Genomic DNA, 24933 nt, shown 5'->3' on the forward strand with positions numbered 1-24933 from the left:
GCAGCGCGCTCAGTCGAGTCTGGCGAAGGCCGAACGCGAAGCGACCGCGATCAGGGCGGCCAGTCCGAGCAGCGCGAGCGTCAGCCAGGGGAGCAGCCCCACCCCGTACCCGTCGAGGGCGATTCCACCGACAAAGGCGCCGATAGCGATCGACCCGTTCCACGTCGCCACGACCATCGACTGAGCCACATCGGCGGACGAGCGGGCGATGCGCGCTGGCGCCGCCTGGAACAGCGCGGGCGCGCCGCCGTAGCAGAAACCCCACAGCCCGATGGCGACGAACATCACGGCCGGGTTCGAACCGGCGACACCCATCGCCGCCATCGCCGCCCCGAGCAGCGCCGCGGCTATCAGCACCATGGCACGCAGGTGACGGTCGACGAGGGTGCCTGCCGTGAGCACCCCGCCGACGGCAAGCACCCCAAACACGAGCAGCGCGACGTCGAGACGGACGACGACGCCCGACGCCACCGTGAGCGGCGCGATGTAGGTGTAAGCGACGTTGTGTGCGAGCACGAAGGCCGCCGTCGTCGCGAGCACGCCGACGAGGCCAGGAAGGCGCAGGACCGAGAGGAGCGACGGACGCTGTCCGGCGCGCTCCCCAGCGAAACGCGGCAGGGCGATAGCAGCCCACAGTGCGAGACCGACGCTCACGACGGCGATGATCGCGAACGATGCGCGCCATCCCCAGACCGTTCCGAGCGCCGTCGCGATGGGCAAGCCGAAGGCGAAGGCGAGCGGGGTCCCGACCATGGCGACCGACAGCGCCCGGCCGGCGCGTTCCGGCTCGACCATGCGCATGGCGTAGCCGGCAGCCATGGCCCAGAGCAGACCCGCGAGCATCCCGCCGACGATGCGGGCGACGAGGATCACGACGTAGCTCGCGGCCACGGCGGTCGCGGCGTTGACGAGGGCGAAGCCGAGCACGAGCGTGACGAGCAGCAGGCGCCGCGGTACTCCTCGCGTCAGTGCCGTGAGCGGGATGGCGGTGATCGCCGTGGTGATCGCGTAGACCGCGACAAGCGAGCCGACCTGGGATTCCGAGATGCCGAGGTCCGCGGTCATCTGCGGAAGCAGCCCGGCGGGGAGTATCTCGGTGACGACGCCGGTGAACACCACGGCGGCGAGCGCGAGGAGGCCACCGAGCGGGAGCCGGGTGCGAGGCGGGGAAGAAACGGACGGCGCCGGATCGGCGAGAATGGATACCATGTCGACAGTGTCGAACCTTCACACTAGTGTTAAGGTCAAATCGACATCCGGAGGCGGCATGCGCATCGGCGAACTCTCCTCACTCACCGGCGTCCCCACCCGCCTGCTCCGCTACTACGAAGAGCAGGGGCTTCTCTCGGCGCGGCGTGAGACGAACGGCTACCGCGAATACGCCGATGACGCCGTGGACCGCGTCTCGCAGCTGCGCGGGCTCATCGAGGCCGGCATCCCTACCGCGGTCATCCGCGACATGATCCCGTGCCTCTGCGACCCCGCGATCGTCGACGCACCCGTCATCGCGCGCGAGCTCGCCGAGACCCTCGATCAGCGCCGCGAGCAGCTCGAACGCCGGATCTCCTGCCTATCGCGCAATCGCGACGCGATCAGTGCATATTTGTCGCGTGCTACCGTGAGCCCATGACGGGCCTGCTTCACCGATGACGACACCCAACCCTCCGGGAGGACCGATGAGCGCGACGACGACGCCGACCAGGCGCCTCGCCGTCTGGGACCTCGTACTGACGATCGTGCTCGACCTCATGCTCGTCGGGATCGCCGCGGTCGCCACCCTGTTCAGCGCGTTCCTGGTGATGGCGTCCGACTCATGCGGGTCGTCCGTCGAGTGCGACATCGGCATGTTCGACGTCGGATGGCTCATCGCCTTTGCCTCGCCCGGGGTGTTCACCCTCATCGTGCTCGTGATCAGTGTGATCCTGCTGATCCTGCGCCGCCGGGCGTTCTGGGTGCCGCTCGCCGGAATCGTCCTCGTCGTCGGGGTCTGGTTCCTCGGCGTGTGGCTCGTCATCGCCTCCATTCCCGGCGCGACGTTCTGAGCCGTCGCGGCACCCGGCCGCCGAGGCCCGCTCGCTGCCGAACCGGTCGCCGGAATCCGCGGATGCACTCGCCACTCGCAGCCCATAGGCTCTGACCATGCCTCATCTCGACATGCCCGGTGCGAGCCTCTACTACGAGACGGCGGGCGGGGCATCGTCTCCCGCCCTGCTCCTGATCCACGCCGGCATCGCGAGTCTGCGCATGTGGGACCCTCAGGTCGACACGCTCGCCCGCGACCACTACGTCATCCGCTTCGACACGCGGGGTTTCGGGCAGACCTCCCAGAGCGACGTGGAGTTCTCGAACCGCGCCGATGCGCTCGGCCTGCTCGACCACCTCGGTGTCGAGCGGGCGACGCTCATCGGGTGCTCCCGCGGCGGTGCGATCGCCATCGACCTCGCCGTCGAGTCGCCAGAACGCGTCGCCGGGCTCGTGACGATCGGCTCGGGACCGAGCGGCTTTCCCGAGATCGAGCTGACCGCCGAGGAGGACCGTCGTTTCGACGAGCTGGACGCCGTATTCGAGGCCGGCGACTGGGTGGAGCTCGCACGACTCGAGGCCTCGCTCTGGGACTTCGGTCCGCTCCGCCGCGAGCACGACCTGGACCCAGACTTCGTCAGCCAGGCATATGCGCTCAACCGCGTCAACGTCGTGCACGCCGAGGAGGTTTCGACGCCCCTCCCACTCGATCCGCCCGCCTATGATCGGGTGGTCGACATCGAGGCCCCCGCACTCGTCATGGTTGGTGAGTACGACATCACGCCTGCGCTCGCCCAGTACGAGTACCTCGTGGACTCGATCCCCAACGCGACCGGATGCATCTTCCACGACGCCGCACACATTCCGAGCGTCGAACATCCTGCCGAGTTCCTGCACGTGCTGAGCGACTGGCTTGCCGAGTGGGGGCTCTAGCCTCGGCTGCCCACAGAAACACTCAGCGCCCGGTGAACCGGTCCATGCTGGAGTAGACACCGAAGACACGACCGGCGATCGCATCCCAGGCGCGCAGCGGAAGCACCCCGCGCAGCACTTTGGAGAGGCCGACAGACCAGGGCAGGAGCAGCATGGGCTTGCCGGCGAGCATCGCCCGCCACACCCGCTCGACGACGTGTTCGGGGGTCAGGATGGGGGCGAGCAGCGACCCGCGCGCACCGTCGCCGGTCGAGATGTAGCTCGGGCACACCGTGGTGACCTTGACATTGCCGTGGTCCTGCTGTTCGAGCTCGAGGCGGAGGGAGTCGCTCCAGCCGATGAGCCCGGCCTTGGATGCCGCGTAGACGCTCATCCGGGGTTTGGCGATCATGCCGGCGGCCGAGGCGACGTTGACGATGCGGGCCGCGCGGTAGGGGCGGGCGATCATGCCGGGAAGGAACTCGCGAGTGATGTACATGGGCGCGAGGGTGTTCACCTGAACGGTCGCCCGGGTGTCTTCGCCGTTGTCATGCTCCCAGAAGAAGCTGTTGCCGCGCACGATGCCGGCATTGTTGATGAGAACATCGGGGTTGCCGACCTCGGTACGCACCTTCTGCGCCGCCTGTGCGATCGAGCCCAGATCGGCGACATCGACGACATAGGAGTGGATCCGGGTGCGTCCCCGCGACTGCGAACCGAGTTCGGCCACCGTCGATGCCAGCCGCGCCCCGTCCCGATCCCACAGGACGAGCACCCTGGCGCCTTCGAAGACCGCCCTTTCGGCATAGAGCCGCCCCATGCCCATCGCCGCTCCGGTGACGAGGACGGTTGCACCGGCAACGGTTCGGCTCATGCGCCCATTCTTTCATCCGGAGGAGGCGGGCACGAAACGAGAGACCCCCCGCGCCGAAGGGTGCGGGGGATCTCGTTGCAAGACGACGGCGTCGAAGCGACGGCGCCCGGCACAGGAGCCTAGTAGCCGGTGACGGCCGTGTTGCTCGCGGCGATGACGACGGCGACGATCATCACGATGACGAAGACGACGATCGAGAGAAGGCCGATGATGACCGCGGCGAGCGCGAATCCGCGGCCACGCTCACCCGACTTCTTCACCTGGCTCAGACCGATGAACCCGAGGATGACGGCGACGACGTTGAATCCGATAAGCGACAGGACGAACCCGACGATGGACAGGACGTTCCACGGTGCCTGGGCCGCCGGGGCAGGCGAGGGAACTGCGGGAGGAACGGTCATGATGATGATCCTTGCTCTCAAGTTGACAATTGTCGTTCGCCATCGTGGCAGCCTCGCGCCGAAGTGTCAACGACCACGCTGCAGGCTCACGGTCGGACGCATCCGGCTCAGGAACGCAGACCTCGATAGTGCGCGCGCAGCTCGGGGTCGAGATGCTCGGTCGCGTAGCTCAGCTCGGTGCGCGGCATCCTGCTCGCGTGCTCGTCGAGGAAGGCGATGAGCAGCGCACGGTCGACGCGTTTGCCCACCTCGCGGAGCATCCAGCCGACGGCCTTCTGGATGAGGTCTTCACGGTCGTCGCGCAGCACGGCGGCGAGCTCGAGAGACGTCGAGGCGTCTCCTCGGTCGATGAACCCCTGCGTCGCGATCATGCCGACGCGACGATGCCACAGGATGTCGCTGCCCGCGAGCTCGAAGAGCACAGCGCGCGAACGGTCGAACAGCCATCCGCCGAGGATGACGGGAGCAGAGCTGTCGACGATATCCCAATTGTTGACGCGACCACGGCGCACGACCGCGAGATACCAAGCGGCGAGTCCTGCACGCACGGCGTCGTCGCAGAAGCGCGGCCCGCTCGCGCGCTCGAACTGCGCCGAGGCGACGATGACGCCCGTGAGCCGATGCTCGTGCACTTCGCTGTCGAGCAGTAGGTCGATCTCGCGGAGCGGCAGCGACCCGAACCGTTTCGCGACGACGCGCTGTTGCGGCACGGTCACGCCGATGAACACGTCGCCGGCGCCGTACTGCCCGGCGGCGGTCTTGAAGAACCGCTGACTCGAGCGTGCTCGCTCAGGATCGGCCAGGGCGGCAAGTGCCGCCCGCACCCCAGCCGCAGTGGACGGCTCGGCTGTGGAATCCGTAGACATGACCGCACTCTAGCCCGCGCGAACGGTTGCGATCGTGGGAACCGCCGACGATCGTTCCGCGCACGAGAAGCAGTGCGGCGGCCGAGAGTGCTCGTCGTTTCGAACGCTCGCGCAACTCTCTTGCGACGATTCGCAAGAAAAGACCGCAATCCCCCGGCTACGCTGGATATGGCGCATCTCAGCGTCGACTCTGTCATGTCTGTCATGCCAAGAGGCTCGAGCAACGAGAAACGGAGGTTCCAATGTCGCAAGCCGCACTGTCCCAGGTCACTGCCGAAGCTATTGTCGGAGAGCCCGAGGTTCTCGAGGACCGCGCCGCCTTCACGCCGACATCGGACACCAACGCGCTCGCCGCAGAGGTCGCGTACAGCCCGGCCTGGCTGCGCCTCAAGGCTGCAGCGACCGCGCTGCAGTCGCTGCAGTCGCAAGACGGCTCCGTGTCTGAGACCGAAGACAAGCCGGCCGCGACCGAGAAGGTGGCCGCCATCGTCTCCGCCATCGGTGAGCTGGCCCCTTTTTTTCCGCACGACGCCGCCTACCTGGCCACGCTCGCGACAGACTTCGAACGCTGGTCGGCCGAGGGACTGGGCGTTCCGGACTTCCTCGACTCGCTCACGGCCTTCCAACCCCAACAGCACCGCGTCGACGGCTTGCGGCACCTCGTTGTGTTCCCGATGTACACGCAGAACGGCAGTTCCAACCGTTTCGTCGAGGCGGTGCTGGTCGAGGTGATCTGGCCCGAGTTCATCGAGGGACTCGAAGCGGGCGCCTACTCGAACAAGTTGTTCGTTCCGCTGCGGTTCGTGGACTTCACGCCCGGCTATGACACGAACTCGGCCGTGCTCTTCCCCGAGACGGTCGCGATGCGCGAAATACCTCCCTTCACCTGGGGCGCGATCTTCCAGGACCGCGAGGCAGCCCGCTACCGCGCGGTCGTGCGGGCGGCATCCGAGATCACCAAACTCGAGCTGCCGGACGACGCGGCGGCGCTGCTGGACGATCAGCACCTGGCCGAGGAGACCTTCGTGATGTGGGATCTCATCCACGACCGCACCCACATGCGCGGCGACCTGCCGTTCGACCCGTTCATGATCAAGCAGCGGATGCCGTTCTTCCTGTACTCGCTGGAAGAGCTGCGCTGCGACCTGACCGCGTTCCGCGAGTCGGTCGCGATCGAGCGCGACGAGAATGCGAGTGCCGAGGCGCGCAAGCACGCAAAGCTCGTGCAGTACGCGGTGATCTTCGACAGGATCTTCCGCTTCGCGATCACGGGGAGCCGGGTGCGCAACTACGATGGTCTCGGCGGCCAGCTGCTGTTCGCCTGGATGCACCAGCACCATGTGCTGCACTGGACCGACACGCAGCTCGCCTTCGACTGGGATGCCGTTCCAGACGTGGTGGTCGCGCTCGGCGCGCAGATCGACGAGCTGTACTGGAAGTCGATCGACCGGCCCAAGAAGGCGCACTGGCTCGCCGCCTACGACATGATCGCCGAGACGCTGACCCCGAACCCCGCCTCGATGTGGGCGAAAGGCCTGCCGGAGGAGGTCCTCGCGGGTGCCCCGAAGGGTTACACCGACCTCGTGCTAGATGACGAGTTTCCCCTGTCGATGTTCTTCGAAGCACTCGACAAGAAGATGAAGCGCGTGATCGAGTCGACCGTCGGCATCACCGGACATGCCTGACCCGTGCTCGCGGCGAGGTGCAGAGCTTCGGGGGTGCGGCGGTCCGCGCACCCCCGGGTTCTGCCGCATCAACGGAAGTGACCGAGGATGGAGACGAACATCGTGACGGATACCGCGGCACAGGGCACGGGACAGCACGAGGTCGGGGGCCGCACCGTGCTCATCGCCGGCGCGAGCAGCGCCGCGGGGCTCACGTGCGCCTCGGCCCTTCTCGACTCGGGGGCACGGGTGATCGCGGTCGGGTCCAACGCCGAGCATCTCGCGACGGCCCGGGCGCGGCATCCGGGTCTCGAGACAGAGCAGTGCGACCTCGCCGACCTCACCGCCGTCGAGGCGCTCGCCGCACGCGTGCACGATCGGTTCGGCCCGGTCGATGGTGTCATCCACCTCGTCGGGGGATGGCGCGGCGGCGGCGGGCTCGCCGGTCAGAGCGACGAGGACTGGCGTTTCCTCGAGAGCGGATTCGCGACGTTGCGCAATACCACCCGGGTCTTCGACGGCGACTTGCTCGCCTCGGCCGCGGGCCGATTGGCGATGGTCTCGTCGACCTCCGTCGACAACCCGCTTGCCGGGGGTGCCAACTATGCGGCGGCGAAGGCGGCCGCCGAAGCGTGGACGAAGGCCGTCGGGCAGGGTTTTCGCAAGGCCGGGGCTCCCGCGGCAGCCGTGATCTTCGTGGTGAAGGCGCTCGCCGGGCTCGAGGACGAACTCGCGGCATCCGTCGTCGATCTCTGGTCGACGGATGCCGCCCGGCTCAACGGTTCACGCATCCGCCTCGGCGCCTGAGCCGGATCGCACCTGAGTTCGCGCCACGCCTCGCACGACGCCGCGTCATCCCGTGGCCTGCGGAGGCACCTCGCTCGTCACCTCGGGCGTCGATGATCCGGACGCATCACTGGCCGTGTCGGCCGCGACCTTCTGCCGACGGCTGCCGAAGAGGAATGGCACGGCCAGCAGTTCGATGACCCCTCCGAAGAGCAGCGAGGTCGGGTAGCCGGAGAGGTCCGCCGAGCGGCCGAGCACCGGCTGGACGACCACCCCGCCCGCACTGCCCATGAGGGAGTCGAACGACAGCACCGTCGCCCGCTGCTTCGAAGGGATCATGTCGTTCAGGTACGCCTGTCGGATCGGCCCGCTTGCCGCGAAGACCATGCCCCACACGGCCAGCAGAACGAGGGCGACCCAGAAGTTGCGCGTCACGCCGAGCACCGCGAGCAGAAGAGCGCTCGTGACGGTGGCGAGGATGAGCGCCGTGGTGCGCTTGTGGAACAGCCGCCTGATGCGCGGGGCGAGCCAGCCGCCCAGCACCTGGGCCCCAGCCACGATGGCGGCGGCGAGTCCGGCGATCGAGTAGGCGCGGGAGTCGCCGTAGAGTTCGAGCAGGTAGGGCTGGAGCGCGTAGAAGGTGTAGATCCCGACGCCAGCGGTAAAAGGCGCGGCGAGCATGACATAACGCACCGGTTTGTTCTTCAGGCCGTGTTCGATCGATTCGGAGAGCACCGTACGCGTCGCGCGGATCGGATGGGCCATGGGCGAGCGGGTGAATCCGAGGTCCCTCATCAACCAGGCGGCGATCGCGAACATGACGAGCAGCACACCGACGCGCATGAGGAAGGGCACCCCCAGATTCGTCGCCTGCGCGACGACCCCGCCGAGCACAGAGCCGCCGAGCATCGCGGCGCCGGAGATCATCTGTCCACGCCCGAAGACCGTCTCGAGACCGCTGTCGTGGCCGACGGAGTGCAGGGCGTCGACGAGCCAGGCGTCGACGGCGCCCGAGAAGAAGGTGAAGCCCAAGCCGAGCAGGATCGACACGACGGCCCAGCTCCAGAACGGTGCCGAGATCTGCCACATGACGTAGTAGAGGTAGGTGGATGCGGCCAGGGTGATTGTGCCAAGCAGATACGAGACACGCCGCCCCCAGGTGTCCGCGACGACACCAGTCGGCACCTCGAAGATCACCATGCCGGCCGTGAAGAAGGCGTTGGCCGCGAAGGCCTCGAGGTTGCTCAGCCCCGCGTCGAGCAGGAACAGGGTGTTGATGCCCCAGATGAACGAGGCCGCGAGGGTATTGCCCAACAGCAACGTCAGATAGATGCGTTGGATGCGGCGGGCTGCGGCGTTCATGGCCTGGCCGCTCACGTGAATCCTCCACGACACCTCACATGCTCATCATCCTCGTCTCGGGCGCTTCGAGCCAGTCCCGCTGGGAAGCACCCCGTCACCGGCCGGAACGAACCCAGGAGTCCGAGCTCGCGCGTCGAACCGGCTTGACGCCGGCTTGACGCCGCCTCGGCCCCGGTCTACCCACCGATATGCCCGCCGACTCGGCGACCGGGCGGTCATCCCCCGGATGCTGGTGGCGGAAGGCGACACTGACCGAACAGCCCAGTAAAACACTGGGGAGTCACGGTATGACAGCACAGTTTCTCCGACTGTGACCGCAGACCACTCGCCCTGTCAAGCCCCTGGTTCAGAGAGGGGAACTCGCTGCCGCACGATGACCATGATGACGTGGAGATCGTTCCATCGCGCGACATCCTAGGTCCGTCGAACCCGACCCGCGACATGGCATCCGTCAGGCGGCGGATCCGCGCAAACGCCCACGCCCGGTAGCGTGAACGGCATGACGACCGTGGTTCCTGAGAGCAGCTGGCGCAGGCCCAGACCCGATCGGGCCGGGTATCGTCGAGACGCCCTGGTGGCGATCGTGCTCGCGGGGGCGACCCTCCTCAGCGTGCTGCTCTCCCGCGCCGCCGGAATCTTCGACGGCGCGCCGCTGTGGCAATCGGCCGTCTGGGTCGCGTGCATGTCCCTGCCGCTCGCCTTTCGCCGCCGCTGGCCCGAGGCCGCCGCGATCATCGTGACAGCGGCCTTCTTCGCGGGGGTCACCCTCGAGGTCGCCGAACTGCTCTTCTCCAATATCTGCCTCTTCGTGGCGATCTACTCCCTGGGCGCCTGGGGACGCAACCGGGCGCGCGCCGCTTGGCTGCGCGGCGTCATCGTCGTCGGCATGTTCGGCTGGCTGTTCGCGCAACTCATCATCGCCGCCGGTCAGCCGGACTACCTTCCCGAGGTGTCGCGCAGCGGAACGCTCTCTCCGTACCTCGCCGTCGGCCTCATCCAGATCATCACCAATGTGCTGTACTTCGGCGGCGCCTACTACTTCGGCAATGCGGCCTATCGCTCGGCGCGCGAACGACACGAACTCGAGCGACGCACCCAGGAGCTCGCCGCGGAGCGCGAGCGCACCCAGGCTCAGGCCGTAGCGCTCGAACGGGTGCGCATCGCCCGTGAGCTGCACGACGTCGTAGCCCATCACGTGTCGGTCATGGGGGTTCAGGCCGGCGCGGCGCGGCGCGTGCTCGATCGCGATCCAGCACAGGCCGCCGCCTCGCTCAGCGCGATCGAGGCGAACGCGCGCGAGGCCGTCGACGAGTTGCACCTGCTGCTCGGAACTCTGCGTGCCGACGAGGCAGACGAGGCAGACATCGGTGCCACTCTAAGCACGAGCACGCGTGGCCTCCATCAGCTCGACGAGCTGGTGGCGGATGCCGCTGCGGCGGGCCTTTCCGTCACCATGAGCACCGTCGGCTCCTCGCGCACCGTGCCGACGACCATCGGATTCACTGCCTACCGGATCGCCCAAGAGGCACTCACGAACACGCGCAAACACGCAGGACCCGATGCCTCTGCAGACCTGCGGGTGCGCTATCTGCCCGACAGTCTCGAGCTCGAGGTGAGAGATCACGGCACCGGAACGGCGTCCCTCGGCCCCGTCCACGGCTCCGGCCCCGCCCGCAACTCCGGCCTCGGACTGATCGGCATGCGCGAGAGGGTCGCCGCGGTCGGCGGCACACTGGAGCTCGGGCCACGAGCGCGCGGCGGGTATCTCGTGCGCGCCCGGTTCCCGCTGCCGACCCCGGCCGTCGCGGTCGACGATCACAGCCAGGGAGAATCCGGTGACTGACCCTGCCCTGATCCGCGTGCTCCTCATCGACGACCAGGAGCTGGTGCGCGCTGGTTTCCGCATCATCCTCGAGTCGGAGCCGGGCATCGAGGTCGTCGGCGAGGGCGAGAACGGTGAGATAGCCATCCGGCTGGCACGGGAGCTGCATCCCGATGTGATCTGCATGGACGTGCAGATGGCGGGCATGGACGGCCTGGAAGCCACCCGCATGATCACCTCCGACGACGGAATCGCCGCCCATGTGCTGGTGCTCACGACCTTCAATCGGGAGGACTACCTGTTCACCGCATTGAAGGCGGGCGCGAGCGGCTTCCTGCTCAAGAACGCGTCTCCTGAGGAGCTCGTGCACGCCGTGCAGGTGCTCGCGCGCGGTGACGCCCTGCTGTCACCCGACGTCACCCGACAGGTGATCGAACGAGCCCGGGATGCCGTTCCGCGGGCGACCGCTGCTCAGGAGCCGATGCGTCCGGTCCACGGAGCGCCACCCGATCGGCCCGCCCGGTCCTCAGCGATGTTCGACGTCTCCGGCGAGGGACTGAGCCATCGACGCGGTCATCCGGCGATCGTCGAGCTCACGGATCGGGAACGCGAGGTGCTCCACCTGCTCGCCGGCGGTCTCTCCAACGCCGAGATCGCCCGACGGCTCTATCTCGGCGAGGCGACCGTCAAGACCCACGTCTCCAAAGTGCTCATGAAGCTCAACCTGCGCGACCGGATCCAGGCGGTGATCTTCGCCTACGAGCACGGGCTGGCGAACCCGGACGCCTCACCTCGAACGAGCCCTTGACCACATCTCCCCGTCGTTCTGAATTTAAGTAATCAGCTAATTAAGGAATGGCTTACATGGTGGTCGTGAGGGACGAGCTGAGTATCGTCTTCACGGCGCTCGCCGATCCGACGATGCGCGCGATCCTCTCACGTCTCGCCCAGGGACCGGCGACGGTCGGTGAACTCGCCGAGCCGTTCTCGGTGAGCCGCCCGGCGATCTCGCAGCACCTCACGGTGCTCGGGTCGGCGGGCCTCATCGAACGCACGACGGAGGCCCAGTGGCGGCGGTGCACCATTCGCACCGCACCGCTCGATGAGGTCTCCGAGTGGGTCGACCGACACCGGGTCGCCTGGCAGCCCTCTACGCTGAGAAACGGACTCCGACCGGACTCCGCCGTGCGACGGAGCGTTAACCGTCGCACAGCGGACCTGCGGCGACCGCCCTGCCCGTAGCGTGGAGGAATGCTCGAACTCCATGACATCACCAAGCGCTACGGCGACAGGCTCGTTCTCGACCGGGTGACGTTCACCGTCGGTCGGGGTCGGATGACCGGCTTCGTCGGCGGAAACGGCGCCGGCAAGACCACGACGATGCGTATCATTCTCGGGGTGCTCGCCGCCGACGGCGGCGCCATCGCCCTGGACGGCTCACCGCTCACCGCTGCCGATCGACGCCGCTTCGGGTACATGCCCGAGGAACGCGGCCTCTATCCGAAGATGAAGGTCGCCGAGCAGCTCGTCTACCTCGCCCGGCTGCACGGCTTCGGCCCGGCCACCGCTCAGCGCAATGCGACGGCCCTGCTTGAGCGGCTCGACCTGGGCGAGCGCGCGAACGAACCCGTGGAGCGGCTCTCCCTCGGCAACCAGCAGCGGGCGCAGATCGCCGCCGCCCTCGTGCACGACCCCGAGGTGCTCATCCTCGACGAGCCATTCTCCGGTCTCGACCCGATGGCCGTCGACGTCGTGCTGAACGTGCTCAAGGAGCGCACTGCCGCAGGCGTTCCCGTGCTGTTCTCCTCCCACCAACTCGACATCGTCGAACGGCTGTGCGACGACCTTGTCATCATCGCAGCGGGCGAGATCCGCGCCGACGGCCCCCGCGAGCGGCTGCGCCGTGAGCACAGCGAGGACCGCACCGAGATCCTGCTCTCAGGCGACGCCGGGTGGCTCCGGGAGGTTCCCGGCATCCACGTCGTGGACTTCGACGGCGGCTGGGCTCTCTTCGAGTCCGACTCGGAAGAGGCCAGGCAAGCGGTGCTGAATCGCGCGCTCCGCCACGGCGATGTGGTGAACTTCGGCCGCCAGCAATCGACCCTCGCCGAGATCTTCAAGGAGGTCGTGAAATGAGCACCGTGCGGAACACCGCCCGCGCCGATGCGCCGGCCGAGACCCGACCGGCTGCGCCGGGCACCCTCGCGACGATCACACTCGTCGCCGGGCGCGAGATCTCGACCCGCCTACGCAGCAGGTCCTTCATCATCTCGACGGCCATCCTCATGCTCGTTGTGCTCGGTTCCGTGGTCGTCGGCGGTCTCATCAGCCAGAATGCGGAGGCGCCCAAGGTCGCCGTGGTCGGTTCCGCCGCAGGCGTCGTGGCGGGCACTCCCGGCCTCACCGCGATCGACGCCGCCGACCGGGACGCCGGCGAACGGATGCTGCGCGCCTCCGAGGTGTCCGCGGTCGTCGTGTCATCCGGTGCGGGAAGCGATCCCGTCGGCGTGACCGTCATCGGCCTGGACTCTGCCCCGCGAGAGGTGATCAACGCCCTGAGCCTGCGCCCGACGGTCGAGATCCTCGAGCCTGCGTCGCAGGACGGCGCTCTCATCTATTTCGTCGCCCTGGGCTTCGGCCTCGTCTTCCTGATGTCGGCCCTCACCTTCGGTCAGACGATCGCGCTCAGCGTCGTCGAAGAGAAGCAGACGCGCATCGTCGAGATCCTCATGTCGACGATCCCGGTGCGCACCTTGCTCGCCGGCAAGGTGATCGGCAACTCGATCATGGCCTTCGGGCAGATCGTCGCCATCGGAGCCCTCGCCGTCATCGGCATGGTGGCGACGGGGCAACGTGTGCTGCTCGGCAGCATCGGCGCCCCGATCGTCTGGTTCATCGTGTTCTTCGCAATCGGCTTCGTGCTGCTGGCGGCCCTGTTCGCCGCATCCGCCGCCCTGGTGTCGCGCGCCGAAGACGTCGGAGCGGTCATCTCACCGGTGACGATGCTCGTGATGATCCCGTACTTCCTGGTGATCTTCTTCAACGACAATGAGACGGTGCTGACGATCATGAGCTACGTTCCGTTCTCGGCACCCGTCGGCATGCCGATGCGCGTGTTCCTGGGCACCGCCCAGTGGTGGGAGCCGCTGCTCTCGCTCGCGATCCTCGTCGCGACGACCGTGATCGTGCTCGGCTTCGCAGCACGGATCTACTCCAACTCGCTGCTGCGCACCGGCGCGAGGGTCACGCTCACGGAGGCCCTCAAGGGATAGGCGGCGGCGACGCGACCGACAGGGGATGCGAGCGGCGCCACCGGAGTGGTGGCGTCGCACGTGCGAGCGACGAGCCGGCGACCGCAGGCTCCCGCCTGTGGAGGAGGCCCGGCGGGCTCAGCCAACGGTGAGGGCGCTCGATAGACCGCACTTGGGCGACTGCCGAGATCGTCGTGAAACAGCGTCAGCTCCTGCAGTTGCGCATACGCATACGCATACGTCAGCGTCAGCGTCAGCGTCTGGAAGACTGGAGGGCGTGACCGAAACCCTGCACGACCTCGCTTCTCGCGGCTTCGCCTCCGACAACTATTCGGGGGTGCACCCCGAGATCATGGCCGCGATCGCCGCCGCGAACGGCGGCCACCAGATCGCCTACGGCGAGGACGCCTACACGGCACGCCTGCAGGAGGTGTTCGCGAAGCACTTCGGCGCGGGAGTCCACGCATTCCCGGTGTTCAACGGAACGGGTGCGAACGTCACAGGCCTGCAATCGATGCTGCCGCGGTGGGGCGCCGTGATCTGCACGAGCACGGCGCACATCCACAGCGACGAGAACGGCGCCCCGGAGCGCATCGGCGGCATCAAACTGCTGACCGTCGACACCGAAGACGGCAAGCTCACTCCCGCGCTGATCGACAAAGAGGCCTGGGGCTGGGGCGACGAGCACCGCGCGCAGCCCCTCGTCGTCTCCATCACCCAGACCACCGAACTCGGCACCGTGTACACCGTCGACGAGGTCGCCGCGATCGCCGACCATGCGCACGGACTCGGCATGAAACTGCACATGGACGGCGCACGCATCGCCAACGCCGCCGCCGCGCTCGGAGTGCCGTTGCGCGCTTTCACCCGCGACGCGGGCGTCGACGTACTGAGTTTCGGAGGCACCAAGAACGGCATGATGTTCGGCGAGTCCGTCGTAGTGCTCAACCCCGAGGCATCCGACGGACTGATCTACCTGCGCAAGCTGAACATGCAGCTCGCGTCGAAGATGCGGTTCGCGTCCGCCCAGTTCATCGCCCTCCTCGACGGCGACCTCTATCTGCGCAACGCAAGCCAGGCCAACGCCATGGCAGCCCGCCTCCGCGACGCGCTGGAGAACGGCATCGCCGAGGGCTCGATCCGGGGGCTGACGTTCTCGCAGGCCACCCAGTCCAACGCCGTCTTCGCACGGCTTCCCGACGGCGTCGCCGACCGGCTGCGCGAGAACTTCCGCTTCTACGACTGGGACGCCTCGAAGAACGAGGTCCGCTGGATGTGCAGCTACGACACCACCAAGGCCGACATCGACGCCTTCGTCGCGGCTCTCAAGCGTGAACTCGCCGCGTAGTCGGGTGGTGCCGCGCTCGTGGAGCGCGAAATCCGTGCGAAGTTCGATGCGTCCTCACGGAATAACTCCCGCCGCCGGGCGTTGAGTCACCCGGGGTCAGTGTCGTCCCGCCGTATTCCGCCCGAGAGAAAGCAGGAGGACGATGACCATCGTCACCGACATCACCACCCGCAACGCCGCCACCGACGCGCCGCTCATCGGCCCGCTCGCCGAACGCTGGAGCCCGCGCGCCTACGATCCTGCCGCGGTGATCGACCCCGTAACCGTGCAGACCATTCTCGAGGCGGCTCGCTGGGCGCCGTCGGCCAGCAACACCCAGCCCTGGCGCTTCATCGTCGCACAACGCGGCAGCGCCGAGTTCACCACGATCCACGAAGGTCTCCTGGGCTTCAATCAGGCCTGGGCCGACTCGGCGGCACTGCTCATCGTCAACATCGCCGAAGTCACCGATGCCGATGGCAAGCCTCGCCCCTGGGGGCGCTACGACCTCGGGCAGGCCGTAGCCCACCTCAGTGTGCAAGCACAGCACGAAGGACTGCACACCCATCAGATGGGCGGGTTCGAGGCGGCACACCTGCACGAGGCCTTCGGCCTCGACGACTCGCTCGAGGTCGTCTCGGTCATGGCCATCGGAGTGCTCGGCGATGTCGAAACGCTACCCGCGGCCCTGCAGGAGCGCGAGAGCGCACCCCGCAGCCGCAAGCCGCTCGACGAGATCGTTCTGCGCAGGGCTTAGCCGCACCCCTGCCATCCGCCGCGCCGCGGCTACCAGTGCTGCGGTCGAACGAGCTGCGCCGGAATCCTCGTGCCGGCATCCCCGATCGCCGCGTTGACCTGAGCCTGCGTGAGGAAGAGGCATGACGATAGATCGGCGCCGCGCAGATCGGCGTCCCTGAGATCCGCACCGATGAGGTCGGCCGTCCGCAAGTCGGCATCGTGGAGGTCGGCCGCGATGAGGTACGCCCCACGCAGGTTCGCCCCTCGCAGCCTCGCACCCCCGAGAGCGGCTCCCGTGAGATCGGCACCCCGCCTGTCCACGCCTCGGGTTCCGGCGCGAACCAGCCCGCTCGTGCGTATCAACAGTTCGTTGACGACCGCACGGTGGGCGGCGACATCGAGTGCCACGAGCACCTCCGGCTCGCCGAGCGTCAGGTGTTCGGTCTCGTCGAGAGCGGCTCTGAGCTCGACCTCCAGCGCTCGGGCCTCGATGCGCGTCAGCGCCTCCGCCAGGTACCAGAGCAGCTCATGGAGCTGCCGCATGATCGGCAGCAGCTCGAACATCCTCTTCGCGGTCCGCGGCGCGGCCCGCCAGTCCACACCCCCGTAGCTCGTCTGAGCCACCTTCTGCCCGGCGCCGAAACAGTCGTAGACGGTGCAGCCGCGAAAGCCCTCTGGTCTGAGGCGCTGGTGGATGCCGCAACCGAAGTCGGCTCGCAGATTGCTGCAGGGCTCACCGACCGCCTTGTCGACGGGGAAGTCCGAGGAGGCGGTGAACGCGAGCGCGACGCAGCAGAGGCCGAAGCAGTTCGCACAGTCTGCGTGCAGCCCGAGACGCTCCCTGTCGGGGATCCGCTCCACTCGTCCGTCCGGCGGGCTGCTCGGGGCTTCGCTCACCACGTATCGCCTTCCGCCGCCTCACGAAGATGGCGCCGCCGACCGCTCGGGCGCCCGTCTGTCCGAGTATAGAGGCCAGCCGCCGGTGGCTCGGCACAGGATCGACACCCGGCCGGACAGGCACAGCGGTCGTCACCTCTCTGAGGGATCGACCCGGTTCACCGTGTCGATCCCCGGCCGTTTGGCGACCACGGGAAACGCACCCGTGTAGCCCTCGCGGGCGGCGGCGACCTCGGCGATGCCCTTGCGGGCGATGAACCACCCGAGCACGAGCGCCGGCACGATGAGCACCAGCGAACCGATCGTGAAGGTTCCAACGGGATAGTCGAAGGCCATGAGCACGAGCACACTCACAAGGAAGGCGAGAGTCAGATACGAGGTGAACGGAGCCCCGAACAACCGGAAAGCGGGCCGAAGAAGGCGACCCTGCTTCGCCCAGCGCTGCAGTTGCAGCTGGCACAGGATGATCATTCCCCAGCCGGTGATGATTCCAAGTGCCGCCACGTTGAGCACGATCTCGAAGGCCTGCTGCGGCACGACGGCGTTGAGGGCGACACCGAGAAGCGTGACCGCTCCGGTCAGCAGAATGCCGCCATAGGGCACTCCCCGCTTGTTCATGCGCGCGGTGAACGCCGGTGCGGCACCGTTCATCGACATCGAGCGCAGGATGCGCCCCGTCGAGTACAGCCCCGCATTGAGGCTCGACATCGCCGCGGTCAGTACGACGAAGTTCATGATGGTTCCCGCTGAGGCAGCCGTCTCGGGCGAGCCGATGTGCGAGAAGAACGTGACGAACGGGCTCTCGTCTGCCGAGTAGGCGGTGTACGGCAGCAGCAGCGACAGCAGCAGGATCGAGCCGACGTAGAAGACCGCGATGCGCACGATGACGGTATTGATCGCCTTCGGCATGACCTTCTGCGGCTCCCTCGTCTCCCCAGCCGCCGTTCCGACGAGCTCGATCCCCGCGTAGGCGAAGACGACGCCCTGCATCACGACGACGGCAGGCAGCAGGCCCTGCGGCAGGAAGCCGCCGTTCTCGGCGAGCATCCCGAAGCCCGTCGCGCCGGCATCCGTCGGAAAACCGAGCGAGAGGAACACGATTCCGATGACGAGGAAGATCACGAGCGCGACGACCTTGATGATCGCGAACCAGAACTCCATCTCGCCGAACACCTTGACCGAGACGAGGTTGAGGCCGAGCACGATCGCCAGAGCGCTGAGGGCGAGCACCCATTGCGGCACCGAAGTGAACGCCGACCAGTACTGCACATAGAGCGCGACTGCCGTGACATCGACGATCGCCGTCATCGCCCAGTTGAGGTAGTACATCCAGCCAGCGACGAACGCCGCCTTCTCACCGAGGAACTCTCGGGCATACGAGACGAACGATCCCGACGACGGCCGGTGGAGCACGAGCTCGCCCAGCGCACGGAGGATGAGAAAGGCGAAGAATCCGCAGACCGCATAGCTCAGGACGAGGCCAGGACCTGCGATGTTCAGTCGACCACCGGCACCGAGGAAGAGTCCGGTTCCGATCGCGCCGCCGATGGCGATCATCTGCAGCTGCCGAGGCTTGAGCGAGGTGTGGTAGCCCTTCTGCTCCGAGGAGAAGTCCTGCACCGAGAGAGCGAGGTCGCCGAGATGTTCCCTGCTGTTCTCGAGATCGTCGACAGGATCGTGATCCGGCGGCACCGGACGCTCGTGCGGGCGGGGGTGTTCGGCCATGACTTGCTCCATTTCCTCGCCGCCGACGACGGTTCGTCGCACGGCGCAGTAACAGGCTAAACCGGGGCAAGGCGAACACGGCAATCAGACCGAGGGCTCGGCGGCAACCCACTCTCTCGTGCGCCGCCGACCGATTCAGACCCGCCGGCGGCGGAGAACAAGGAGGGCGACGATGCCGATCGCGAGGGCGAACAGCGCCAGCATGGCTAGCAGCGTCACATTCCCCGCGACCCCCGTGCTCGACAGACCGCTCTTCGCACCGGAGCCGAACGTCGTGCCGGAGCCAGGCGTCGCCGGTGCGACGACGACGGTGTCCGCCCGCAGAAGCCGGGGCCCGCCGCTCGCCGAGACACCGCTCGCCACGAGAGAATGCGGGCCGGCGTAGTCCCCGGGGATCGTGACAGTCACGGTCACGGCACCCGTCGCATCCGCAACGGCCGACGCCAGCGCGACCGGGCTCGAGTAGATGCCGAAGGTCACCGGAGCGCCGACAGCGAAGCCCGTGCCGGTCAGGTTCAGCACCTGCCCGGGAGCGACAGTCGAGGGCACGCCGCCCAGCGCCCCGTCGCCGACAGGCACCGTGAGCGGCAACGGCACGACGGCGGCATCGGCGACGACGAAGGTGAACGCCTGCACGGCATCGAGGCCGACCACGCCGTTGCTCGCCGTGATCGACAGCGCAACGCTTCCGACCATGGCGGTCGTCATGCCCAAGAGCGTCGCCGACCCGTCGCCGTTGTCGGTGAAGGAGACCCCGGCGGGAAGCGCACCCGTCTCACTGAAGCTCGCCGCGGACGGATAGCCGGCTGAGCTCGTCACCGTGAAAGACATCGTCGCGCCCCGCACGAACGTCGTGGTGTCGGCGCTCGTGATCGTCGGCCCTTCATTGAGCGTGAGGGTGAAGGCGTGCACCGCATCCGGCTGCACTCCGTTCGAGGCCGTGAAGGTGAGCGGATATACTCCGCCCGTTCCCACTGCCGGAGTGCCTGCGAGAGTCGCGGTGCCGTCTCCGTTGTCGGCGAAGGTCACCCCAGCCGGCGGCGCACCGGTCGATGTCAGCGTGATCGACAGGGGGTAGCCGGTCGTCGTGACGGGCACAGTGATCGAGTCACCGACGTCCTGGGTCAGGCCAGTGGCCGCCACAATCGTCGGTGCCTCGTTCACGGTGAGCACGAAAGGCTGTGAAGCGATCGGCAGGAAGCCGTTGCTCGCCTCGATCGTGAAGGGGTGCTGCCCTCCGCTCGCCGCCGGGGGCATTCCGTGCAGGCTTGCCGTGCCGTCGCCGTTGTCGTCAAGCGCGAGCCAGGCCGGAAGCGTTTCGACTGTGGTGAAGGAGGCGTCGGGCACGCCCGTGGCGGTCACCGTGAAGAACTGCACTCCGCCCCCGACGACGAAGGCCGCCGCCGCCGCGCTCGTGATGGTCGGCTGCGTGCCGACGACCAGCAGTGCAGACACCGACAGAACGTCGACCCCATTGCTGAAGAGCGCGCGATAGAGATTGCCGTCCTGCGCTTGTACTGCTGTGAAGCCGAGGGTCGTAGAGGTTGCGCCGACGATGTCCGCCCAGCTCACGCCACCCGTCGTCGACACCTGCCACTGCACCGTCGGGAACGGGAACCCGCTTGCGCCGGCCGAGAAGCTCGCCGGATTGCCTGCGTTGACGGTCTGCGGCGATGGCTGCAGGGTCACGACCGGAGCCTCTGTCACGGTCAGCGTGAACGGCTGCACGGCTGGAACGGTGCCGTTCGAGGCGGTGAAGGTGAGGGGATAGGAGCCGCCCTCGCCTGACAATGGCGTTCCGGAGAGCGTCGCGGTTCCCGATCCGTTGTCGACGAAGGTGACCCCGGCAGGCAAGGCCCCTGTAACGTTGAGCGTGGTTGCGACGGGGAATCCTGCGTCGGTCGTGACGGTGAAGGTTCCGGCCGCGCCCACGGAGAAGGTCGTATTGTCCGCACTCGTGATCGTCGCGCTCTCGTCGACGATCACGGTGAAGCTCTGGCTCGCATCCGGCGTCACACCATTGACGGCCTCGATGGCAAGCGGATAAGGTCCGCCGGTTCCGGCGTCCGGGATGCCTGCGATCGTCGCAGTGCCGTCTCCGTTGTCGGTGAAGGTCACTCCCGCCGGAAGGGCGTCCGCCGTCGATATCTGCGAGGGCATCGGGAAGCCCGCCGTCGTCACGGTGAAGCTGCCGGCGACCCCGGCCGTGAACGTCGTCGTCGTCGCACTCGTGATCGACGGCGCCTGAACGACCTGTAGAGCGAAGTTCTGCACGGCGTCAGGAAGGTAACCGTTCGTCGCCGTGAAGGCGAGCGAGACGGCGCCGGTCACGGTCGGCGTGCCCGAGATCGTCGCCGTGCCGTCTCCGTTGTCGGAGAACGTCAGTCCGGCCGGCAAGGCACCCGTCGTCTGGGCGAGCGACGGCACCGGATATCCGCTCGTCGTGAGGGTGAACGTGAAAGGCGCTCCGACGAGAGCATTCGCCGACGCGGCGCTCGTGAAGAGCGAGGCCCCTGCGATGGCGATCGGCACGACCACTCCACCGTCGTCGAGACTCGCCTTCACCGAGCCCAGGCCGAGCGCGCCGTTCGGGAGGTACGTCGTCGAGGCGACCCCCGCCACGATCGGCGAGCTCGATGACGCGACGCTCGACGCACCGGGGGTGAGATCGCTCCAGACCACGGGGAGGCCGGCGAACGCGCCGAGGTCGGAGGCGACGATCGCGCTGCCGCCGGAGTTGAGCAGCAGATCGGCGGTCACGGCCGTCGAGGTTCCCCCTGGCAGGATCATTGCCGGTGTCGCACGCGCGTTCAGGGTGAGGTACGGGGTGTAGGCGGAGGCGTTCGTCACGTCGACCGTATCGCATCCTGAGTTCCCAGGGCCGGCAGGGCAGCCCCACCAATTGTTCGTCGCGTCGACCGAACCCGGGCCCTGGAAGACAGCGACGCCGCCGACGTTGTCGTCGAACCGGTTGTAGTGGGCGTTGAGCGCACCACCGGCGACATGGATGCCTGCACCCGCGGCCGGCGGACCACCCGCGATCTGGTTGCCGGTGATGCTCGAGCCCGTGATCGAGAGCGTGCCGCTGTTGAGCTGAATGGCCCCACCGCGGGCCGGATTCGCCGCTGCGCCGGTGACCGTGTTGCCGACGAAGGAGGTGCCGGTGATGCTGAGCGGTGCCGTGCCCGAGAGAACGGCGAGGTCAAGCGCGCCGCCGCCGATGGCGGCCGGGGTGGTCGACGTCGCGGCGTTGCCGGTGAAGGTCGATCCGGTGATGATCAGGTGCTCACCGGGAAGGCCCATCGCCTGGTAGGCGATCGCCCCTCCCGAGCTGGTGCCCGAGGAGTTGTTCTGGAAGGTCGAGTCATTGACCTCGAGGGCGCCACCGATGAACTGGATCGCGCCTCCTGGGTTCGCGGTCGGGCCGGCGGTGGTGTTGGCCGAGTTTTGGGTGAAGACCGAGTCGTTCACGACGAGGGTGTCGCCCGTGGCCGCCGAACCGCCCGAGCCCGCGATGATCGCGCCGCCGCCGAAGGTGTTGTCGACACCGCCGTCGAAGGTGAGCCCGCTGAGCTCGACGGTCACCGAGCCGACGAGATTCTGATCGATGTTCATGAGCTGATGCGTGCCGTCGCCCGTGATGACCGTCGCCGCCGCGGAGGCGCCCGTCACCGTGACAGCGGATCCCGTCTGCGTCCCGAGGGCGAGCGGTCCGCGAGCGCCGTCGAGCAGATAGGTCCCTGCGGGCACGATGACCTCGACGGCGGTGCCGAGGTTGCTCGCGACGCAGAGCGCGTTGCGGAGAGTGACGGGCGAAGCCGTGTCGACGATGCTGCCCGCCGCGCAGGCGCCGTTGCCGTCGGCATCCGCCGTCGTCTGAACCGTGATCGGCGAGGTCGCCGCCGCGGCAGCCGGCTCGGCGGCGACCAGGGCTCCCGCTGTCGCGAGTCCGAAGGCCGTCAGAACGGCGAGGATGCGGTCCCGAACGCGGACGTGAGGCGAGGTCGAGGGGCTGGCCACGTTCATGGATCGGACCGTGCTTTCTGCGAACACCGGGGGGGCTGCCGGAGCTGCTGTTCGGACTGGGCGCTGTTGGGGATCGAACGCCGTTGGGCGAGCATGAGGGTGCCCGGACTGCGGGAGGTGCGACTGCAAGCCATGCTGAGAGGCGCCCACCGCTGTAGCCCGATCGGGGCAACGGAAGGAGACCGTCTCCGCATGTTCATGCTGGACAAGGAACATGGTGGCAGCCACACTGTGAAAGTGCAAGAATTCTCATGTTAAACGGAGGGGCCACCTATGCTCGAGATTTCCCGACGCTCTGTCGTGAGCGCAGCCGTCGGCTCCGCCGGAGCGGCGGCGCTCAGCGCTGCGGCCCAGCCACTCGCGGCGAATGCGAACGCGCGGGCGACGCCGACCGGCGGACTTCCGGTCAGGTCGCACTTCGTCCCGCACATCGGCCGGTCGTTCACCGCTGACTCCGGCTCGACACGCACCCGGCTCAGGCTGTCGGAGATCGACGACGTGCTCCCCCTCCTCGAGGAGGACGACGAGAACCGGTTCAACCTGATCTTCGAGTCCGAGGGTCTCGACATCTCATCCGGCATCTACGAGGTCTCCCGACCGGGCGTGCCGACGGCCGTGCTGTTCCTCTCCGAGGTCGGCTCCGACACGGCGGGGGTCACCCTGCAGGCGCTTGTCAATCGGCTCTCATGACGACGCTCACTCCCGCACGGGCGATCACGCTGCGCGCCGCCGCGCCCGCCGACGAGTCTCTGCTGCGCCGGATCTTCGAGCAATCGCGGTCCGCGGACTTCTCCGGTTTTCCGGCCGGGCTCCGTCCCGCACTTGTGGACATGCAGTACCGGGCGCAGCAGGCGCAGTACTCGGCGCAATACCCGGAGGCACGGCACGAGGTGATCCTGGTCGACGGTGCCGTTGCCGGTCGCATCCTCGTCGACGAGAGCGGCACGGCGTGGCGACTCATCGACATCTCCGTGTCGTCAGAGCATCGCAACGGCGGCATCGGAACGGCAGTGCTCTCAGAGGTGTGCGAGCGTGCCTCGGCATCCGGTCGCCCGGTCGAGCTCTCCGTCTGGGCCGGCAACCGGGCCGCCAGGCGGCTCTACGAACGGCTCGGGTTCTCGGTTGCGGCCGAGCGCCCGGACTACCTCTCTCTGCACCGCGCGCCCGACGCGCTCCCCTCAACGGCCGGTCACAACAGAATCGCGAGGACCTCATGAGCACCCCGTTCATCGGAGAGATCAGGCTGTTCGGAGGCAATTTCGCGCCCGCCGGCTGGGCCTTCTGCAATGGACAGCTCATGTCCATCGCCGAGAACGATGTCCTCTTCACGCTCATTGGAACCACCTACGGCGGTGACGGACAGCAGACATTCGGGCTCCCCAATCTGCAATCGCGTTTTCCCAGGCACGCGAGCAGCGGCCTCCCGCTCGGACAGGCCTCCGGAACCGAAAGCGTGACGCTGACATCGGCCCAGATTCCCCCGCACAGCCATACGGCCCTCGCCGCGACCGGAGCGGCGGCGACGGGCGATCCGAGCAACGCGAGCTGGGCAGCCTGGCCCGATGTGCCCTACAGCACGGTCGCACCAACGGTGGCCATGAATGCCGCCGCGATCTCTCCGAGCGGCGCGAACCGGCCGCACGACAATATGTCGCCGTACCTCGCCGTGAGCTTCATCATCTCGCTCTTCGGCATCTTCCCGACGCAGAACTGAAAGCGACTGACCATGAGTGAACCCTTCATCGGTGAGATCCGTATGGTCTCCTTCAACTACGCCCCGAAGCGCTGGGCGCTGTGCAACGGCCAGCTGCTGCCCATCGCCCAGAACCAGGCACTCTTCTCGTTGCTCGGCACCTACTACGGCGGCAACGGCCAGACGACCTTCGCCCTTCCCGACCTCCGGGAGCGCATCCCCCTGCATGTCGGCGCAGGCTTCATCCAGGGGCAGACGGGAGGCGAAGCCGCCCACGTCCTCACGATCGACGAACTCCCGTCGCACGCGCACGGCGCGGTCGCCGCGACCACCGCCGACGCGATCTCGCCGTCGAACGCCTACTGGGCAGGGCCGAGGAAGCCCGCCTACGGACCGAACCCCGGCACGCCGCTCGCCGCGGCCTCGCTCGCCTCGAGCGGCGGCGGTCAGCCGCACAACAACCTGCCGCCCTACCTCGTCGTCAACTTCGCGATCGCCCTCACCGGCATCTTCCCGAGCCGCAACTGATGACGACCCGACACATTGCGCAGCTGCGCACCCGAAAGC

General features: G+C 67.7%; 24 protein-coding genes. 16 read left to right on the forward strand and 8 right to left on the reverse strand.

What is annotated here, in order from left to right; all coding sequences use genetic code 11:
* Positions 1-9: 9 nt before the first annotated feature.
* On the reverse strand, positions 10-1209 hold the full coding sequence (locus tag ACFQB0_RS08395) for an MFS transporter (protein WP_386730101.1): 1200 nt from the start codon (positions 1207-1209) through the stop codon (positions 10-12).
* A gap of 58 nt (positions 1210-1267) precedes the next feature.
* Between ACFQB0_RS08395 and ACFQB0_RS08400 the strand changes: the two genes are divergently transcribed.
* The 3 genes from ACFQB0_RS08400 (at position 1268) to ACFQB0_RS08410 (ending at position 2955) form a co-directional block, all read left to right on the forward strand.
* A complete protein-coding gene (locus ACFQB0_RS08400) occupies positions 1268-1630 on the forward strand; it encodes a MerR family transcriptional regulator (RefSeq protein WP_386730103.1) in 363 nt (120 codons plus the stop codon).
* Positions 1631-1676: 46 nt separating this feature from the next.
* Positions 1677-2042 (forward strand): hypothetical protein, encoded by a 366-nt coding sequence (locus tag ACFQB0_RS08405; RefSeq protein ID WP_386730104.1) that lies wholly within the window; start codon positions 1677-1679, stop codon positions 2040-2042.
* A gap of 97 nt (positions 2043-2139) precedes the next feature.
* Complete coding sequence (locus ACFQB0_RS08410) at positions 2140-2955, forward strand: alpha/beta fold hydrolase (protein WP_386730106.1); 816 nt, start codon at positions 2140-2142, stop codon at positions 2953-2955.
* Between the two features lie 22 nt (positions 2956-2977).
* Here the strand turns inward: ACFQB0_RS08410 and ACFQB0_RS08415 are convergent, their stop codons facing one another.
* The 3 genes from ACFQB0_RS08415 to ACFQB0_RS08425 all read right to left on the reverse strand — a co-directional run bounded on the left by ACFQB0_RS08415 (position 2978) and on the right by ACFQB0_RS08425 (position 5075).
* Positions 2978-3808 (reverse strand): SDR family NAD(P)-dependent oxidoreductase, encoded by an 831-nt coding sequence (locus ACFQB0_RS08415; RefSeq protein ID WP_386730108.1) that lies wholly within the window; start codon positions 3806-3808, stop codon positions 2978-2980.
* A gap of 119 nt (positions 3809-3927) precedes the next feature.
* Entirely contained in the window at positions 3928-4209 is a 282-nt protein-coding gene (locus ACFQB0_RS08420) for a DUF4190 domain-containing protein (protein WP_386730111.1), read from the reverse strand.
* Between the two features lie 107 nt (positions 4210-4316).
* Positions 4317-5075, reverse strand: coding sequence for a DNA alkylation repair protein (locus tag ACFQB0_RS08425; protein ID WP_386730114.1), 759 nt, complete (start codon positions 5073-5075; stop codon positions 4317-4319).
* A gap of 242 nt (positions 5076-5317) precedes the next feature.
* Between ACFQB0_RS08425 and ACFQB0_RS08430 the strand changes: the two genes are divergently transcribed.
* Complete coding sequence (locus ACFQB0_RS08430) at positions 5318-6760, forward strand: DUF6421 family protein (protein WP_386730117.1); 1443 nt, start codon at positions 5318-5320, stop codon at positions 6758-6760.
* Positions 6761-6847: 87 nt separating this feature from the next.
* Positions 6848-7546, forward strand: a complete 699-nt coding sequence (locus ACFQB0_RS08435; protein ID WP_386730120.1) for an SDR family NAD(P)-dependent oxidoreductase — start codon at positions 6848-6850, stop codon at positions 7544-7546.
* 45 nt (positions 7547-7591) lie between these two features.
* On the opposite strand, the gene ACFQB0_RS08440 is transcribed toward ACFQB0_RS08435, so the two are convergent.
* Entirely contained in the window at positions 7592-8887 is a 1296-nt protein-coding gene (locus ACFQB0_RS08440) for an MFS transporter (RefSeq protein ID WP_386731521.1), read from the reverse strand.
* 499 nt (positions 8888-9386) lie between these two features.
* Between ACFQB0_RS08440 and ACFQB0_RS08445 the strand changes: the two genes are divergently transcribed.
* From ACFQB0_RS08445 to ACFQB0_RS08475, 7 genes are all read left to right on the forward strand, one after another.
* Positions 9387-10730, forward strand: coding sequence for a sensor histidine kinase (locus tag ACFQB0_RS08445; RefSeq protein WP_386730122.1), 1344 nt, complete (start codon positions 9387-9389; stop codon positions 10728-10730).
* A complete protein-coding gene (locus ACFQB0_RS08450) occupies positions 10723-11517 on the forward strand; it encodes a response regulator (RefSeq protein ID WP_386730125.1) in 795 nt (264 codons plus the stop codon). Before ACFQB0_RS08445 ends, ACFQB0_RS08450 begins: the two co-directional genes overlap by 8 nt.
* A gap of 56 nt (positions 11518-11573) precedes the next feature.
* The gene (locus ACFQB0_RS08455) at positions 11574-11951 is read left to right on the forward strand and encodes an ArsR/SmtB family transcription factor (RefSeq protein ID WP_386730128.1); all 378 of its coding nucleotides are present in this window, start codon (positions 11574-11576) and stop codon (positions 11949-11951) included.
* A gap of 9 nt (positions 11952-11960) precedes the next feature.
* Complete coding sequence (locus ACFQB0_RS08460) at positions 11961-12845, forward strand: ABC transporter ATP-binding protein (protein WP_386730131.1); 885 nt, start codon at positions 11961-11963, stop codon at positions 12843-12845.
* A complete protein-coding gene (locus ACFQB0_RS08465) occupies positions 12842-13981 on the forward strand; it encodes an ABC transporter permease (protein WP_386730134.1) in 1140 nt (379 codons plus the stop codon). The genes ACFQB0_RS08460 and ACFQB0_RS08465 overlap by 4 nt, the downstream gene beginning before the upstream one ends.
* 256 nt (positions 13982-14237) lie before the next feature.
* On the forward strand, positions 14238-15308 hold the full coding sequence (locus ACFQB0_RS08470) for a threonine aldolase family protein (RefSeq protein ID WP_386730136.1): 1071 nt from the start codon (positions 14238-14240) through the stop codon (positions 15306-15308).
* 142 nt (positions 15309-15450) lie between these two features.
* Positions 15451-16044, forward strand: coding sequence for a nitroreductase family protein (locus ACFQB0_RS08475; RefSeq protein ID WP_386730140.1), 594 nt, complete (start codon positions 15451-15453; stop codon positions 16042-16044).
* Between the two features lie 29 nt (positions 16045-16073).
* On the opposite strand, the gene ACFQB0_RS08480 is transcribed toward ACFQB0_RS08475, so the two are convergent.
* The 3 genes from ACFQB0_RS08480 to ACFQB0_RS08490 form a co-directional block, all read right to left on the reverse strand.
* Positions 16074-16922, reverse strand: coding sequence for a pentapeptide repeat-containing protein (locus ACFQB0_RS08480; RefSeq protein WP_386730143.1), 849 nt, complete (start codon positions 16920-16922; stop codon positions 16074-16076).
* 132 nt (positions 16923-17054) lie between these two features.
* Entirely contained in the window at positions 17055-18647 is a 1593-nt protein-coding gene (locus ACFQB0_RS08485) for an amino acid permease (RefSeq protein WP_386730146.1), read from the reverse strand.
* Positions 18648-18782: 135 nt separating this feature from the next.
* Complete coding sequence (locus ACFQB0_RS08490; protein ID WP_386730149.1) at positions 18783-22673, reverse strand: beta strand repeat-containing protein; 3891 nt, start codon at positions 22671-22673, stop codon at positions 18783-18785.
* A 273-nt stretch (positions 22674-22946) separates the two neighbouring features.
* Between ACFQB0_RS08490 and ACFQB0_RS08495 the strand changes: the two genes are divergently transcribed.
* Genes ACFQB0_RS08495 through ACFQB0_RS08510 form a run of 4 tightly spaced genes read left to right on the forward strand, consistent with a single transcriptional unit; the run spans position 22947 to position 24894 of the window.
* A complete protein-coding gene (locus ACFQB0_RS08495; RefSeq protein WP_386730152.1) occupies positions 22947-23363 on the forward strand; it encodes a DUF6916 family protein in 417 nt (138 codons plus the stop codon).
* Complete coding sequence (locus ACFQB0_RS08500; protein WP_386730154.1) at positions 23360-23890, forward strand: GNAT family N-acetyltransferase; 531 nt, start codon at positions 23360-23362, stop codon at positions 23888-23890. Before ACFQB0_RS08495 ends, ACFQB0_RS08500 begins: the two co-directional genes overlap by 4 nt.
* Positions 23887-24387 (forward strand): phage tail protein, encoded by a 501-nt coding sequence (locus ACFQB0_RS08505; protein WP_386730157.1) that lies wholly within the window; start codon positions 23887-23889, stop codon positions 24385-24387. Before ACFQB0_RS08500 ends, ACFQB0_RS08505 begins: the two co-directional genes overlap by 4 nt.
* A gap of 12 nt (positions 24388-24399) precedes the next feature.
* On the forward strand, positions 24400-24894 hold the full coding sequence (locus tag ACFQB0_RS08510; protein WP_386730159.1) for a phage tail protein: 495 nt from the start codon (positions 24400-24402) through the stop codon (positions 24892-24894).
* Positions 24895-24933 lie beyond the last annotated feature (39 nt).

The organism is Luethyella okanaganae, assembly GCF_042660285.1.
Taxonomy (GTDB): Bacteria; Actinomycetota; Actinomycetes; order Actinomycetales; family Microbacteriaceae; genus Luethyella; species Luethyella okanaganae.